The organism is Glutamicibacter sp. V16R2B1, assembly GCF_005774635.1.
Classification (GTDB): Bacteria; Actinomycetota; Actinomycetes; order Actinomycetales; family Micrococcaceae; genus Glutamicibacter; species Glutamicibacter creatinolyticus.
Map to the genome: position 1 here is coordinate 46,085 of NZ_VATX01000016.1, position 13,568 is coordinate 59,652.

The 13,568-nt window shown below is 66.9% G+C and carries 11 protein-coding genes; 1 reads left to right on the top strand and 10 read right to left on the bottom strand.

Annotated features, from left to right (window positions below):
- Window positions 1-53: 53 nt before the first annotated feature.
- From FDN03_RS12810 to FDN03_RS12825, 4 genes are all read right to left on the bottom strand, one after another.
- A complete protein-coding gene (locus FDN03_RS12810; RefSeq protein WP_138177701.1) occupies window positions 54-773 on the bottom strand; it encodes a phosphoadenylyl-sulfate reductase in 720 nt (239 codons plus the stop codon).
- Entirely contained in the window at window positions 770-2,473 is a 1,704-nt protein-coding gene (locus tag FDN03_RS12815) for a nitrite/sulfite reductase (RefSeq protein WP_138177703.1), read from the bottom strand. The genes FDN03_RS12810 and FDN03_RS12815 overlap by 4 nt, the downstream gene beginning before the upstream one ends.
- Window positions 2,474-2,540: 67 nt before the next feature.
- A complete protein-coding gene (locus FDN03_RS12820) occupies window positions 2,541-3,314 on the bottom strand; it encodes a CbiX/SirB N-terminal domain-containing protein (RefSeq protein ID WP_138177705.1) in 774 nt (257 codons plus the stop codon).
- The gene (locus FDN03_RS12825) at window positions 3,311-4,096 is read right to left on the bottom strand and encodes an SDR family oxidoreductase (RefSeq protein ID WP_138177707.1); all 786 of its coding nucleotides are present in this window, start codon (window positions 4,094-4,096) and stop codon (window positions 3,311-3,313) included. Before FDN03_RS12825 ends, FDN03_RS12820 begins: the two co-directional genes overlap by 4 nt.
- A 131-nt stretch (window positions 4,097-4,227) precedes the next feature.
- Between FDN03_RS12825 and valS the strand changes: the two genes are divergently transcribed.
- Complete coding sequence (gene valS, locus FDN03_RS12830) at window positions 4,228-6,855, top strand: valine--tRNA ligase (RefSeq protein WP_138177709.1); 2,628 nt, start codon at window positions 4,228-4,230, stop codon at window positions 6,853-6,855.
- Between the two features lie 117 nt (window positions 6,856-6,972).
- Here the strand turns inward: valS and FDN03_RS12835 are convergent, their stop codons facing one another.
- The 6 genes from FDN03_RS12835 to tig form a co-directional block, all read right to left on the bottom strand.
- Entirely contained in the window at window positions 6,973-8,154 is a 1,182-nt protein-coding gene (locus tag FDN03_RS12835) for a hypothetical protein (protein WP_138177711.1), read from the bottom strand.
- A gap of 90 nt (window positions 8,155-8,244) precedes the next feature.
- A complete protein-coding gene (locus FDN03_RS12840; RefSeq protein ID WP_138177713.1) occupies window positions 8,245-8,856 on the bottom strand; it encodes a DsbA family protein in 612 nt (203 codons plus the stop codon).
- Window positions 8,857-8,955: 99 nt separating this feature from the next.
- Window positions 8,956-10,248: an ATP-dependent Clp protease ATP-binding subunit ClpX gene (gene clpX, locus FDN03_RS12845; protein WP_138177715.1), complete on the bottom strand. Its 1,293-nt coding sequence runs from the start codon at window positions 10,246-10,248 to the stop codon at window positions 8,956-8,958.
- 178 nt (window positions 10,249-10,426) lie between these two features.
- Window positions 10,427-11,083, bottom strand: a complete 657-nt coding sequence (locus FDN03_RS12850; protein ID WP_138177717.1) for an ATP-dependent Clp protease proteolytic subunit — start codon at window positions 11,081-11,083, stop codon at window positions 10,427-10,429.
- A 46-nt stretch (window positions 11,084-11,129) separates the two neighbouring features.
- Entirely contained in the window at window positions 11,130-11,729 is a 600-nt protein-coding gene (locus FDN03_RS12855) for an ATP-dependent Clp protease proteolytic subunit (protein WP_054821410.1), read from the bottom strand.
- 368 nt (window positions 11,730-12,097) lie between these two features.
- Window positions 12,098-13,459, bottom strand: a complete 1,362-nt coding sequence (gene tig / locus FDN03_RS12860) for a trigger factor (protein WP_138177719.1) — start codon at window positions 13,457-13,459, stop codon at window positions 12,098-12,100.
- Window positions 13,460-13,568 lie beyond the last annotated feature (109 nt).

A 13,568-nucleotide genomic window follows, 5' to 3' on the forward strand; every position in this document is an offset into this window, starting at 1 on the left:
ACCGCGGGTGGGGTGCCCGGCGGCGGAGGTGTCATGGCGGGAAAAAGGGGGTGTCAGAGGTGGATGCCGCATTCGGTCTTGGCCAGCCCCGCCCAGCGTCCGGAGCGCGGGTCCTGGCCGTCGGCGACCGGCTGGGTGCACGGGGCGCAGCCGATGGACGGGTAGCCGTGGGCCAGCAGCAGGTTCAGCGGCACCGCGTGCTGGGCGGCGTATCCGCTGAGCTCGTCGAAGCTCCAGGCGGCCAGCGGGTTGAACTTGATCAGCCCGTGCGCCTCGTCGAAGGTGACCAGCGGGGTGCCGGTGCGGGTGGGCGCCTCGTCCCGGCGCACCCCGGTGAACCAGGCCGAATATCCTTCTAGGGCCCGGCCCAGCGGCTGCATCTTGCGCATCCGGCAGCAGGCGGCAGGATCCCGGGCGAAGAGGTCCCTGCCGTGGGCGGCGTCCTGTTCGGCCACCGACAGTTCGGGGGTGATGTCAATGACGTTCACCTTCAGCCCGGCGGCCACCGCATCGCGGGTCGCATGGGTTTCGGGGAAGTGGTACCCGGTATCCAGGAACAGGACATCGACCCCGGGCAGGCGTTCGGCCACCAGGTGCGGCAGCACCGCATCGGCCATGGAGCAGGCCACCGCAATCCCGGGCCGGGGCAGGTGCCGGGCGGCGAAATCCACCACGGCCGCGGCCGGCGCATCCCAGCCCAGCTCCTGGGCGCCGCGCTGCGCGATCGCGCGCAGCTGCTCCTGGGTGTGCGGGGTTCCAGGGGTGCGGCTCATGACAGTTCCCCGTCCTCGGCGCGGTGGGCCCAGGTGGCGAAGGACTCCCCGTCCGCGGAGTGCCGGGAGTAGCTGCCCAGCACGCGGGTGACGTACTCGGGCAGTTCATCGGCGGCGATTTTCAGCCCGCGCACGGTGCGCCCCAGCCCGGCCTCCCCGTTCTCCACCCCGGCCAGGGTGCCGCCCAGGTGCACCTGGAAGCCGGGGACCTGTTCGCCGTCCTGGTTGGTGATCAGCTGTCCCTTGAGCCCGATGTCCGCGGTCTGCACCCGGGCGCAGGAGTTCGGGCAGCCGTTCACGTGCAGGGACAGGGCCTTGGGCAGCCGGCCCTGGTGGTCGCTGAGCCGGGCTTCGATCTGCCGGACCGCGTCGATGGTGGTGTCCTTGGTGTCCACGATCGCCAGCTTGCAGTACTCGATGCCGGTGCAGGCGATCGCCGAACGCTTGACCAGTCCCGGGAACGCGTCCAGGCCCAGCGCGGCCGCGGCGTCGGTGAAGCGCCGCACGTGCTCGCCGGGGATGTCCAGGGCAATGATTTTCTGGTGCGGGGTGGTGCGCAGCCGGCGTGAGCCCTGGGCCTCGACCAGCTCGGCGAGCGCGAGCAGGATGCTGCCCGAGACCCGCCCGGCCGGGGCGGTCAGCCCGATGTAGTACTTCCCGTCGTGCTGTTCATGCACCCCGGAGTGGTCCCCGGCCTGTTCGGGCTTGGGCGCCGGCGGCCCGTCGGGCAGCTCGTAGCCCAGGTACTCCTCCTGCAGCACCTGCCGGAACTTTTCTGGGCCCCAGTCGGCCAGCAGGAACTTCAGCCGGGCCCGGTTGCGCAGCCGGCGGTAGCCGTAGTCGCGGAAGATGGAGGTGACCGCCTCCCAGACGTCCGGGGCCTGCCCCGGGGTGACAAACGCGCCGAGGCGCTCACCCAGGCGCGGGTTGGCGGACAGTCCCCCGCCCACCCACAGGTCGTAGCCGATGCCCAGTTCCGGGTGCTGCACGCCCACCAGGGCGAAGTCGTTGATTTCGTGGACCACGTCCTGGCTGGGGTGCCCGGTGATCGCGGTCTTGTATTTGCGCGGCAGGTTGGAGAACTGGGGGTTGCCGATGTAGCGGCGCGCGATTTCCTGGATCACCGGGGTCGGGTCGATCAGTTCGTCCTTGGCGATCCCGGCCACCGGGGAGCCCAGGATCACCCGGGGCACGTCCCCGCAGGCCTCGGTGGTGTGCAGGCCCACCGCTTCCAGCCGACGCCAGATTTCCGGGACGTTGACGATGTCCACCCAGTGCAGCTGGATGTTCTGCCGGTCGGTGATGTCCGCGGTGTCGCGGGCGAAGTCCCGGGAGATCTGCCCGATGACCCGCAGCTGTTCGGTGCTCAGTGCGCCACCGTCGATGCGCACCCGCAGCATGAAGTATTCATCTTCCAGCTCATGGGGTTCCAAGGTGGCGGTCTTGCCGCCGGGGATGCCCTGGGCGCGCTGGGTGTACAGCCCCCACCAGCGGAAGCGTCCGTGCAGGTCGTCGGGGTCGATGGAGTCAAAGCCGTGCACCGCGTAGATCGTCTCGATGCGTTCGCGCACGTTCAGCCCGTCATCGGCCTGCTTGAGTTCCTCATTGGCGTTCAGCGGGGTGGGGCCATCAATTTTCCATTGCCCGTTGGGTTTCGCGGCCCGTGGGGGCCGGCGGCTTGGTGTGGTTGTCTGCGTCATGGTTGCCAGCGTAGGAAGTGGGCCCCACCCGCTGGCAACCGGTCGCTGTCACATCTCTTCGTGCGGCTTAGCGGCCCTCAACTTCGACTTTTTTCGTCACCCACGCCGCCTCTTCCAGCGCCTGGAAAAGTCTTTCAAGGAAACATTGCGCGATCATGACGTCGGGCAACAGCGGTGTTGTCACCTGCCAGGCGCCGGTGCTACGCAGCTTGTCCTGGAAGAACCCCTCGGCCAGCAGGGCGCTGAGCACCAGGGTGCGCTGCCCCGCCTGCCCCTGCACCAGTGCCGGCACCCTTGGTTCGGCCCCGGCGCAGTAGCCCACCTGCACATCTCGGCCCAGGCGCTGGGAAAGCTGCCCGGCCAGGTCCCTGATCTGCTGCTGCCCGGCCGGCAGACGGGTGCCGGCGGCGGCCAGCACCACCGTCGTGGCACCGTGCAGGTGTGGTTCGGCCCGGTTGGCGAGCACCGCGGCCAGGGCCGGCAAGGCGCCCAGCGGTGCGGCGGCCACCGTGTTGGCCCGCCCGGCAACCGCCCCGGCGATGTCTTCGGTGGTGTGCACCCCATCGGCCACCAGAAGCGGCAGCACCAGGGCCGCTTCCCCCTCCGGCAGGCTTTTCAGGACCTCGGGCAGCTGCGGATGCTGCACGTCGACGTAGGCCTCATGCCAGATGAGCTCCACGCTCTGGTCCCGCAGGGCGCGGTGCCCGGCGGCCTGCTCGGCCAGCTGCTGGCGCAGCCGGTTGATCTGCTCCTGCCCGTGCGGGTTGTCCGTGCCGTGCGAGGCGGCCAACACGTGCACCGGGTGCACCGGCTGGTCGCTGCCGGGCTGCGGGCCGGTCACCGTCCCGGCTCCTGGCGGCGCACCAGCTTGTGGTTGGCGGCCTGCGCCTGCGGGCGGATCACAATCTCGTCCAGGTTCACGTGGTGCGGCAGGCTGACCGCGTAGCGGATCACCTCGGCCACGTCCGCCGCGCTCAGTGGTTCGGCCACCCCGGCGTACACCTGCTCGGCGGCCTGCTCGCTGCCCAGCCGGCGCAGCGAGAATTCCTCGGTGGCCACCAGCCCGGGCAGCACCTCGATGACCCGGACCCCGTGCTCGACCTCCTCCAGGCGCAGCGCCTGGGTCAGGGCCCGCTGGGCGGCCTTGGCCGCGTTGTAGCCGCTGCCGCCCTCGTAGCTGGCCAGGGCGGCGGTGGAGGTCAGGTTCAAAACGGTGCCCTGTACGGTGCGCAGGTGCGGCAGCAGCGCCCGGGTCAGGCGCATGGTGCCCATCACGTTCACCTGCAGCATGAAGTCCCAGTCCGCGTCCTTGGCCTGGGCCAGGTAGTCGACCCCGCGGGCCCCGCCAGCCACGTTGATGACGGTGTCCACCCCGCCGGCGGCAAGGATCCGGGAAGTCAGCTCGTCGACGCTGTGCTGCTCGCTGACATCCCCGGCCAGCGCGATGGCCCCGGTTTCCGCGGCCAGGCTCTGCAGCCGCTCGGCGCGCCGGGCGATGGCGTAGACGCGCCACCCTTCCTGGCGCAGCGCCCTGACGGTGGCCTGGCCGATGCCGCTGGAGGCCCCGGTGACGACGGCGGATCTTTCGGTGGCGGGGGCTGGGGAGTTTTCATGGTTGGTCATGGCACCAGAATAGAACGGTGCGGCGGCCCACCACGAGTGGGGTGAATGACTCTTACGCGCTGCCCGCCGGGTGTCCCACCCCATGGGCCACAATGCCCGCCCGGGTGAGGAAACATGAAAGAATGGCTTACATGGCAGAAGAAAACTTGGGCACAGACACGCCCAACACGGTTTCAGTTCCCGACAAGCCCGCATTGGAAGGCCTGGAGGAACGTCTTTCGTCCCGGTGGCGCACCGAGGGCACCTATCACTTCAATGAGGACACCGGTCGCGAGGCGGTGTACTCCATCGACACTCCCCCGCCGACCGCTTCCGGTTCGCTGCACGTGGGCCACATGTTCTCCTACACCCAGACCGACGTGGTGGCCCGCTACCAGCGGATGAGCGGGAAGAACGTGTTCTACCCGCTGGGTTGGGACGACAACGGCCTGCCCACCGAGCGCCGCGTCCAGAACTACTACGGGGTGCGCTGCGACCCGTCCAAGCCCTACATCCAGGACTACCAGCCGCCGGCCAAGCCGGCCAAGAACCAGCGCGACTGGGACGTGGTCAGCCGCAAGAACTTCATCCAGTTGTGCGAGCAGCTGGCCGTGGAGGACGAGAAGGTCTTCGAACAGCTGTTCACCACCCTGGGCCTGTCCGTGGACTGGCGGATGACCTACCGGACCATCGATGACAACTCCCGGGCCGTGTCCCAGCGCGCCTTCTTGGAGAACCTCTCCGCCGGGGACGCCTACATGGCCGAGGCCCCGACCCTGTGGGACGTCACCTTCCGCACCGCGGTCGCCCAGGCCGAGCTGGAGGACCGCGAGGTCGCCGGCGCCTACTACCGCTACCCGTTCACCACCGAGGACGGCGAGCAGGTCTTCATCGAGACCACCCGCCCCGAACTGCTGGCCGCCTGCGCCGCCCTGGTCGCCCACCCGGAGGACGAGCGCTACCAGCACCTGTTCGGCAAGACCGTCACCTCCCCGCTGTTCGGGGTCCCGGTCGAGGTGCGCCCGCACGCCCTGGCCCAGGCCGACAAGGGCTCGGGCATCGCCATGGTCTGCACCTTCGGTGACCTGACCGACGTGACCTGGTGGCGTGAACTGCAGCTGCCCACCCGCGCCATCGTGGGACGCGACGGACGCATCATCGCCGAAACCCCCGAGTGGATCACCAGCCCCGCCGGGGCCGAGGCCTACGCCCAGATCGCCGGCAAGACCGTGTTCTCCGCCAAGGAGACCGTGGTTGAGCTGCTGCAGGAAGCGAACCTGCTCGATGGGGAGCCGAAGAAGGTCACCCGCCCGGTGAACTTCTTCGAAAAGGGCGACAAGCCCCTGGAAATCGTCTCCTCCCGCCAGTGGTACATCCGCAACGGCGGACGCGACGAGGACCGCCGCAAGGCGATGATCGCCCGCGGCGAGCAGATCGACTTCCACCCCTCGTTCATGCGCTCACGCTACGAGAACTGGGTCTCGGGCCTGAACGGCGACTGGCTGGTCTCCCGCCAGCGCTTCTTCGGGGTGCCGATCCCGGTCTGGTACCCGCTGGATGAGAACGGCGAGCCGAACTACGACGCGCCGCTGCTGCCGCAGGCCCAGCAGCTGCCGGTGGACCCGGTGGCCGAGGCCCCGGCCGGCTACACCGAGGACCAGCGCAACCAGCCCGGCGGCTTCATCGGGGACGCCGATGTGCTGGACACCTGGGCCACCAGCTCGCTGACCCCGCAGATCGCCGGACGCTGGAACACCGACCAGTCCTTCTTCTCCAAGGTCTACCCGTACGACCTGCGCCCGCAGGGCCATGACATCATCCGCACCTGGCTCTTCTCCACGGTGGTGCGCGCCGACGCGCTGCACGGGGACGCCCCATGGCGCCACGCGGCGATTTCCGGCTGGATCCTGGACCCGGACCGCAAGAAGATGTCCAAGTCCAAGGGCAACGTGGTGGTTCCCACCGAGGTGCTGGAGAAGTTCGGCGCGGATGCCGTGCGCTACTGGGCGGCCAGCGCCCGGCTCGGCGCCGACACCGCGTATGAGATCAACCAGATGAAGATCGGGCGCCGCCTGGCCATCAAGATCCTGAACGCCTCCAAGTTCGTGCTGAACCTGGGTGCCACCGAGGCGAACATTCTCACCGATGACGCCGCGGTGATCACCAACGGGCTGGATCGTTCGCTGCTGGCCCGCCTGGCGGTGGTCATCGAGGACACCAAGCGCGCGTTCGAGTCCTACGACTACGCCCGGGCCCTGGACATCACCGAGTCGTTCTTCTGGTCGTTCACCGACGACTATGTGGAACTGATCAAGGACCGCGCCTACGGCGGGCACGGGCAGGCCGAGCAGGCCAGCGTGCTGGCCGCCCTGGCCACCACCCTGGATGCGGTGCTGCGCCTGTTCGCCCCGTTCCTGCCCTTCGCCACCGAGGAGGTCTGGAGCTGGTGGCGCACCGGTTCAGTGCACCAGAGCGCCTGGCCGACCGCCGGGCACCTGGCCCAGGTGCGCCAGAGCGCGGACACCGCGGTGCTGCCCACCGTGGGACTGGCACTGTCCGGGATCCGCAAGGCCAAGAGCGATGCGAAGGTCAAGCAGCGCACCGAGGTGCTCTCCGGGCAGATCCATGCCCCGGCCAGCCTGCTGGACCAGCTGCGTCCGGGCTTCGCCGACCTGAAGTCGGCCGGCAACGCCCGTGACCTGCAGCTGATCGAGTCCGACGGTGAGCTGCAGGTGCTCAACGTCGAACTGGCTCCGGCCGAGGACGTCGCCGCCCAGTAGGTGCACCGCGCAGGGTGATCACCCAAAAAACAACCGTGGCTCCGGAAGAATGACAAGCATCCTTCCGGAGCCACGGTTTTCTCAGAAGCCCGCAGCGCCTGCCCCCGGCGGGACGGTTTAGCGGCCCAGGGCGCGCAGGGCCGGGCCCAGCGAGAGCAGGCCCACCACGGCCAGCACCACCACGGCGGCCAGTGCCGGCGGGGACACCGCGAATCCCAGGCAGAGCCACAACGCGATCAGCAGGATCGTCCCGTAGCCCACGCCTTCGCGCAGCCGTGCCCGCACATCCGCTCGGGCACCGGCATCCCGTGCCGCTCCTGGCCCGGGGGTGATGACCAGGCGGCTGACCACCGCCAGCACACCCACCCCGATCGCCAACGCCACCAGCAGCGAATGCTCCTGCTGCACCAGGTTCGTGTACCCCTGGCGCACGATGCCGCCGCCCTGCCCATCCTGGCCGAGCCAGCGGCCCAGGGAGGACTGGACGAAGTCGGACAGCGAGACCACCGCGGCCAGCAGCAGGCTGGCAGTGGCCGCCGTCAACGGCAGGGCACGGTAGTTCAGCAGCAGCCCGGCAGCCAGCAGGCCCAGGCTTGCCCACAGCAGCCAGCCGCCGGTGGCGTCAAAGAACGCCACCCACCCCTTGGCCTGGCCCAAATCCGAGTAGTGCAGCAGCACCACCTCATGATCGACGTCCGGGATCAGTGAGGCCAGGGAAACCCCGCGCTGCTCCAGGTCGGTTTTCACGGCGTCAACCAGCACCCCCAGGTTGATGCTCAGGCGTCCGGAGTCCTGCAGGTTGACCGTGGAGCTTTCTTCACGCAGCACCGCCAGGCTCTGGGTGTGGCTCAGGTGCACACCCTGCTCCCAGGCGCGCGCGAACGCGTCGGAACGCACCGCGGACTGCACCGCCTCATGCACCAGCGGCTGAACCTTCTCATCCAGGGCCGTGTCCAGTGCATTCCCCAGCGCCGTTCCGGTCTGCTGGGTCAGGGCCGAGAGCCACTGCGGCAGCCTGTCGGCGGGGATCCGGGAGTCGTGCACCACGGATTCCACCCGGTCCATGATGGCGCCGGTGGCTTCGTCGGTGACCTGTTGCTGGATCCCGGGGTCCTGGGCCAGCGGCGCCAGGGCGGCACTGAAGGTGGGGGTGTCCAGCAGCTGTGTTTTGCCCCAGTGGCTGATGATCCCGGTGGGCAGGGCCAGCAGGCCCAGGATCACCAGCACCGCCGCGATCACCCGGGGTATGGGGTGGGGGCGCGTCGAGCCGCCGTGGGAAGCTTGCTTAGCTAGTGCCACTGATTTTCCTTTCACGTGGCCTACGGTCTGGAGGGGACTCAACGAGAATGGCGACCACACTCAGTGGTCGCCATTCTCGTTGAGTCATGCCTAGTTCTCGAAGACCGGGCTCTCGGTGCGGGTGCGCTTCATCTCGAAGAAGTACGGGAAGGAAGCCAGCTGCACGGAGGCGTCGAACAACTTGCCCGCGTCCTCGCCGGTGGGGACCCGGGTGATGACCGGGCCGAAGAACGCGGTGCCGTTGACCTCCACGATCGGGGTGCCCACGTCCTGGCCCACCTTGTTGATGCCGGCCTCATGGCTGGCGCGCAGCGCCTCATCGTGGGCATCGCTCTTCCCGGCCTCGGCCAGCTCGGCCGGAAGACCCACCCGTTCCAGGGCCAGGCGGACCACTTCCTCGCGGTCCTGAACCTTTTCGTAGTGGATCAGTTCGCCCATGGCGGTGTACAGCTTGTCCTTGTACTGCTCACCGTGTTCGGCCGCGGCGGCAATGATCACCCGAACCGGAGCCCAGGCGCTGTCCATCGACTTACGGTAGTCCGCATCCAGGTCGCGTCCCTCGTTCAGCACGGACAGGCTCATGACGTTCCACGTCACGTCCACGTCGCGGACCTTTTCCACTTCCTTCATCCAGCGGCTGGTGGCCCAGGCGAAGGGGCAGATCGGATCAAACCAGAAACCTACTTGGGCTCGTTCGGCCATGGTGATTCCCACTTTCTTCTCGACGTTGCGTTCTGTGTACTACTGCGATCTCCCGCGGTGCCGACGCCGGCTGCGGTTCTGCAAAGCCGGCGGCGGAGCCTAGGCGGACTTCTTGCCGCGCTTGTCGGAGACGGCGGCGGAAACCAGGGTCGGTTCGGCGCCGTCGAGCACCACCTCACGGGTGATGACCACTTCCCCGATGTCCTCCAGGCTGGGCAGGTCGAACATGATCGAGGCCAGGGTCTCCTCCAGGATGGCGCGCAGGCCGCGGGCACCGGTTTCCCGCTCGATCGCCAGTTCGGCGATGGCCTCCAGGGCCGGTTGTTCGAAGCTGAGGGCCACCCCGTCCATTTGGAACATCTTCTGGTACTGCTTGACCAGCGCGTTCTTCGGCTCGGTCAGCACCCGGACCAGGGCCTCGCGGTCCAGGTGTTCCACGGTGGTGATCACCGGCAGGCGGCCAATGAATTCGGGGATCAGCCCGAACTTCAGCAGATCCTCGGGCCGTACATCCGAGTAGGAGGCGGTTTCGGATTTCAGCGCGGTCAGCGGCGCCCCGAAGCCGATGCCCTTGCGTCCGGCGCGGGAGGAAATGATTTCCTCCAGCCCGGCGAAGGCGCCGGCGACGATGAACAGAATGTTGGTGGTGTCCAGCTGCAGGAAGTCCTGGTGCGGGTGCTTGCGTCCACCCTGGGGCGGCACGGCGGCGACGGTGCCCTCCAGGATCTTCAGCAGTGCCTGCTGCACGCCTTCCCCGGAAACGTCGCGGGTGATGGACGGGTTTTCGCTCTTGCGCGAGATCTTGTCGATCTCGTCAATGTAGATGATCCCGGTTTCGGCCTTCTTCACGTCGTAGTCGGCGGCCTGGATGAGCTTGAGCAGGATGTTCTCCACATCCTCACCGACATAGCCGGCCTCGGTCAGGCTGGTCGCGTCGGCGACCGCGAACGGGACGTTCAGTTTCTTGGCCAGCGACTGGGCCAGGTAGGTTTTGCCGCAGCCGGTGGGGCCGATGAGCATGATGTTGGACTTGGAGACCTCGACGTCGCTGAGCGGGTCGTCGTTGGTCAGGGCCGCGACGGGGGCCTTGTCCTGGTTGCCGTGGATGCGCTTGTAATGGTTGTACACGGCCACGGACAGGGCGCGCTTGGCGGCTTCCTGCCCGATGACGTACTCCTCCAGGGAGGAGAAGATCTCCCGGGGCTTGGGCAGCGAAAATTCCTCGCTGGTGTGTTCCTCGGCGAACTCCTCGGCGATGATTTCGTTGCACAGCTCAATGCATTCGGTGCAGATATAGACACCGTGGCCTGCGATCAGCTTCTTGACCTGCTTCTGGCTCTTTCCGCAGAAAGAACACTTCAGCAGGTCCGAACCTTCTCCCATTCGTGCCATCGCGCTGTTCTCCCTATAAGTTGAGGACCGTGATCTAAAGTTAAGTCTAAGACAGGACGGCGACGCTTTAGCTGAAGATGGCGGTCTACCGATCGTGTGCCCGCTGCCTGCTCGGGGTTACTCTCGGTAAACCGCCACCGTTCACTTCTTTATTCCCGGGTCACCACCCGGTTTGCTGCTAGTGCCCGACCTGGCGAGCGAGCTTGCGGGAGGTGAGCACCTCGTCCACAATGCCGTAGGTCTTGGCTTCATCGGCCGTCATGAACAGGTCACGCTCGATGTCGTTGCGGACCTTCTCGGTGTCCTGACCGGTGTGGGAGGAGAGGGTGTTCTCCAGCCATTCGCGCATGCGCATGACTTCCTCGGCCTGGATCTGCAGGTCGGTCGCGGTGCCGCGCTCCCCGCCGCCCATGGCCGGCTGGTGGATCAGCACACGGGCGTTGGGCAGTGCCAGGCGCTTGCCCGGGGTGCCGGCGGCCAGCAGCACTGCGGCGGCCGAGGCGGCCTGGCCCAGGCACACGGTCTGCACTTCGGGGCGGATGAACTGGATCGTGTCGTAGATCGCGGTCATCGCGGTGAAGGAACCACCGGGCGAGTTGATGTACAGGGTGACGTCGCGCTCCGGGTCCATGGATTCCAGCACGAGCAGCTGGGCCATGACGTCGTCGGCCGAGGCGTCATCGACCTGGGCGCCCAGGAAGATGATGCGGTCCTCGAACAGCTTCGCGTACGGGTCCTGGCGCTTGAAGCCGTACGGGGTACGCTCTTCGAACTGCGGCAGGATGTAACGGGCCTCGGGCATTGTCCCCGCGGTGGCTTCAGGGTTGAACTGCATGGTGTCTCCTACAAAAAATCTGGTGAATTCAATCGAGGGGCTGGCTTTAGGATTCGTTGCCCACGCCGCCGCCGCCGCTGACGCTGCCGGCGTGCAGGGCGATCTTGTCGAAGAAACCGTATTCCAGGCCTTCTTCCGCGGTGAACCACTTGTCGCGCTGGTTGTCGATCAGGATCTGGTCCAGGCTCTGCCCGGTCTGCTCGGCGGTCAGCTCGCTCATGATCTTCTTCATGTGCATGATCAGCTCGGCCTGGATCTTGATGTCCGAGGCGGTGCCGCCGATGCCGCCCGAAGGCTGGTGCATCAGGATGCGGGCGTTCGGGGTGGCGTAGCGCTTGCCCGGGGTGCCGGAGGAGAGCAGGAACTGGCCCATCGAGGCGGCCAGGCCGGTGGCCACGGTGACCACGTCGTTCGGGATGAACTTCATGGTGTCGTAGATGGCCATGCCCGCGGTGATCGAACCGCCCGGGGAGTTGATGTAGAGGTAGATGTCCGCTTCCGGGTCCTCTGCCGAGAGCAGCAGCAGCTGCGAGCAGATGGCGTTGGCGTTCTCGTCGCGCACCTCGGAGCCAAGCCAGATGATGCGTTCCTTGAGCAGGCGGTTGTAGATGTAGTCCTCACGGTGGGCCGGGTCAACGCTGGCCATCGTGGGAGTGCGCGAATCATTTGACATGTTCTCTACCTCTTCCGAATGTGGAGATCAGATCGTGGGAGCCGGGCTGGCTCCCGCGACGAGACTGGTTATCTTTGAGATTACTGACTTCAACTGCCTCTTGGGGAGTTTCATGCCCGTGTTTCGCTCACGGCGCATGCCCGGTGGGGAAGAAGCACACAATTAGCCCCGGGGCGGGGCGCGGTGTGGTGCAGGCAGCGGATTCCTCTCACATTTGAGCCCAACCCGGTACTCCCCCACGGTATTCCCTCCGCCCCCGGCGGCAGCAACGCAAAACGCCTCCGGGCTGCCCAGCGCATGGCGGGCAGCCCGAAGGCGTTGCGGTTGGCTACAGGCCAGGACTACTTGGCGTCGGTCTCTGCGGCCTGTTCGGTGGCGGTTTCCTCGGCCGGGGCCTCGGCGGCCTCTTCCTCACCGGCAGGCTTCACGAAGGAGGTCAGGTCGACCTTCTCGCCGTTCGAGTCGGTGACCACGGCGTACTCCAGCACCTTGGCCAGGGCCTTGCGGCGGCGCACCTCACCCATCAGCATCGGCACCTGGCCGGCACCGTCGAGCATCTGGGCGAACTGATTCGGATCCATGCCGTACTGACCGGCGGTCTGCACGATGTAGTCGATCAGCTCGGACTGCTCCACGCCAACTTCCTCGGCGTCGGCGATGGCGTCCAGCACCAGCTCGTTGCGGAAGGCACGCTCGGTGTTCTCGCGCACCTCGGCGCGGTGCTCCTCGGTGTCGTGGTCCGCTTCGGCGTTCGGGTTCTCGAAGTGCTGCGCAACCTGCTCTTCGATGACCGACTCCGGAACCGGAACCTCGACCATTTCCAGCAGCTTGTCCAGCACCAGTTCGCGGGCCTCGACTCCCTGCTCGACGACCTTGCCCTCGGCGGCGTCCTTGGCCAGCGACTCGCGCAGTTCGGCGATGGTGTCGAACTCGGAAGCCAGCTGGGCGAAGTCGTCGTCGGCCTGCGGCAGCTCGCGCTGCTTCACGGCGGTGACGGTCACCTTCACGGTGGCGTCCTTGCCGGCGTGCTCGCCACCGGCCAGCTTGGTTTCGAAGGTGGCGTCTTCACCGGCGGACAGGCCGGTCACGGCCTCGTCCATGCCCTCAAGCATGTTGCCGGAACCCACCTGGTAGGACAGGCCCTGGGCGTTGTCGACCTCTTCGCCCTCGACGGTTGCCACCAGGTCGATGGTCACGAAGGAATCGGCGGCGGCCGGCTCTTCAACTTCCTTCAGGGTGCCGAAACGACCGCGCAGGTCGTCCAGGGCCTTGTCAACGTCTTCGTCGCCAACTTCCTTGGCGTCCACGGACACTTCCAGACCCTTGTAGTCGGGCAGTTCCACGTCCGGGCGGATGTCAACTTCCAGGGTGAAGACCAGCTGGCCCTCGCCTTCCTTCTCGATGGAAGGCAGTTCGGTGATGTCAACCTCGGGACGGGAGAGCGGGGTCAGCTCGTTCTCCACCATGGCCTGCTGGTAGTAGTCGTTCAGGCCCTCGTTCACGGCGGTCTCGATGACGTAGCCGCGGCCAACGCGCTGATCGATCAGGCGTGCCGGAACCTTGCCCTTGCGGAAGCCGGGGACCTGGATCTGCTGTGCGATGGTCTTGTAGGCCTCGTCCACGCGGGGCTTGAGCTCCTCGTAAGGAACTTCAACGGTGAGCTTCACCCGGGTCGGGTTGAGGTTTTCGACGGCGCTCTTCACAGCGTTGTACTCCTGATTTATCTAAGAATTAGGTCTTATCTGCAAAAGAACCCCGCAACAAAATACTTGTTGCGGGGTTCTTCACACAGAGTCGGGGTGACAGGATTTG

Excerpts from the sequence above, each read along its gene's own strand:
- FDN03_RS12825 (WP_138177707.1), bottom strand. The coding sequence starts at position 4,096 with ATGACCAACCATGAAAACTCCCCAGCCCCCGCCACCGAAAGATCCGCC.
- FDN03_RS12810 (WP_138177701.1), bottom strand. The coding sequence starts at position 773 with ATGAGCCGCACCCCTGGAACCCCGCACACCCAGGAGCAGCTGCGCGCG.
- FDN03_RS12815 (WP_138177703.1), bottom strand. The coding sequence starts at position 2,473 with ATGACGCAGACAACCACACCAAGCCGCCGGCCCCCACGGGCCGCGAAA.
- FDN03_RS12840 (WP_138177713.1), bottom strand. The coding sequence starts at position 8,856 with ATGGCCGAACGAGCCCAAGTAGGTTTCTGGTTTGATCCGATCTGCCCC.
- valS (WP_138177709.1), top strand. The coding sequence starts at position 4,228 with ATGGCAGAAGAAAACTTGGGCACAGACACGCCCAACACGGTTTCAGTT.
- clpX (WP_138177715.1), bottom strand. The coding sequence starts at position 10,248 with ATGGCACGAATGGGAGAAGGTTCGGACCTGCTGAAGTGTTCTTTCTGC.
- FDN03_RS12855 (WP_054821410.1), bottom strand. The coding sequence starts at position 11,729 with ATGGCCAGCGTTGACCCGGCCCACCGTGAGGACTACATCTACAACCGC.
- FDN03_RS12850 (WP_138177717.1), bottom strand. The coding sequence starts at position 11,083 with ATGCAGTTCAACCCTGAAGCCACCGCGGGGACAATGCCCGAGGCCCGT.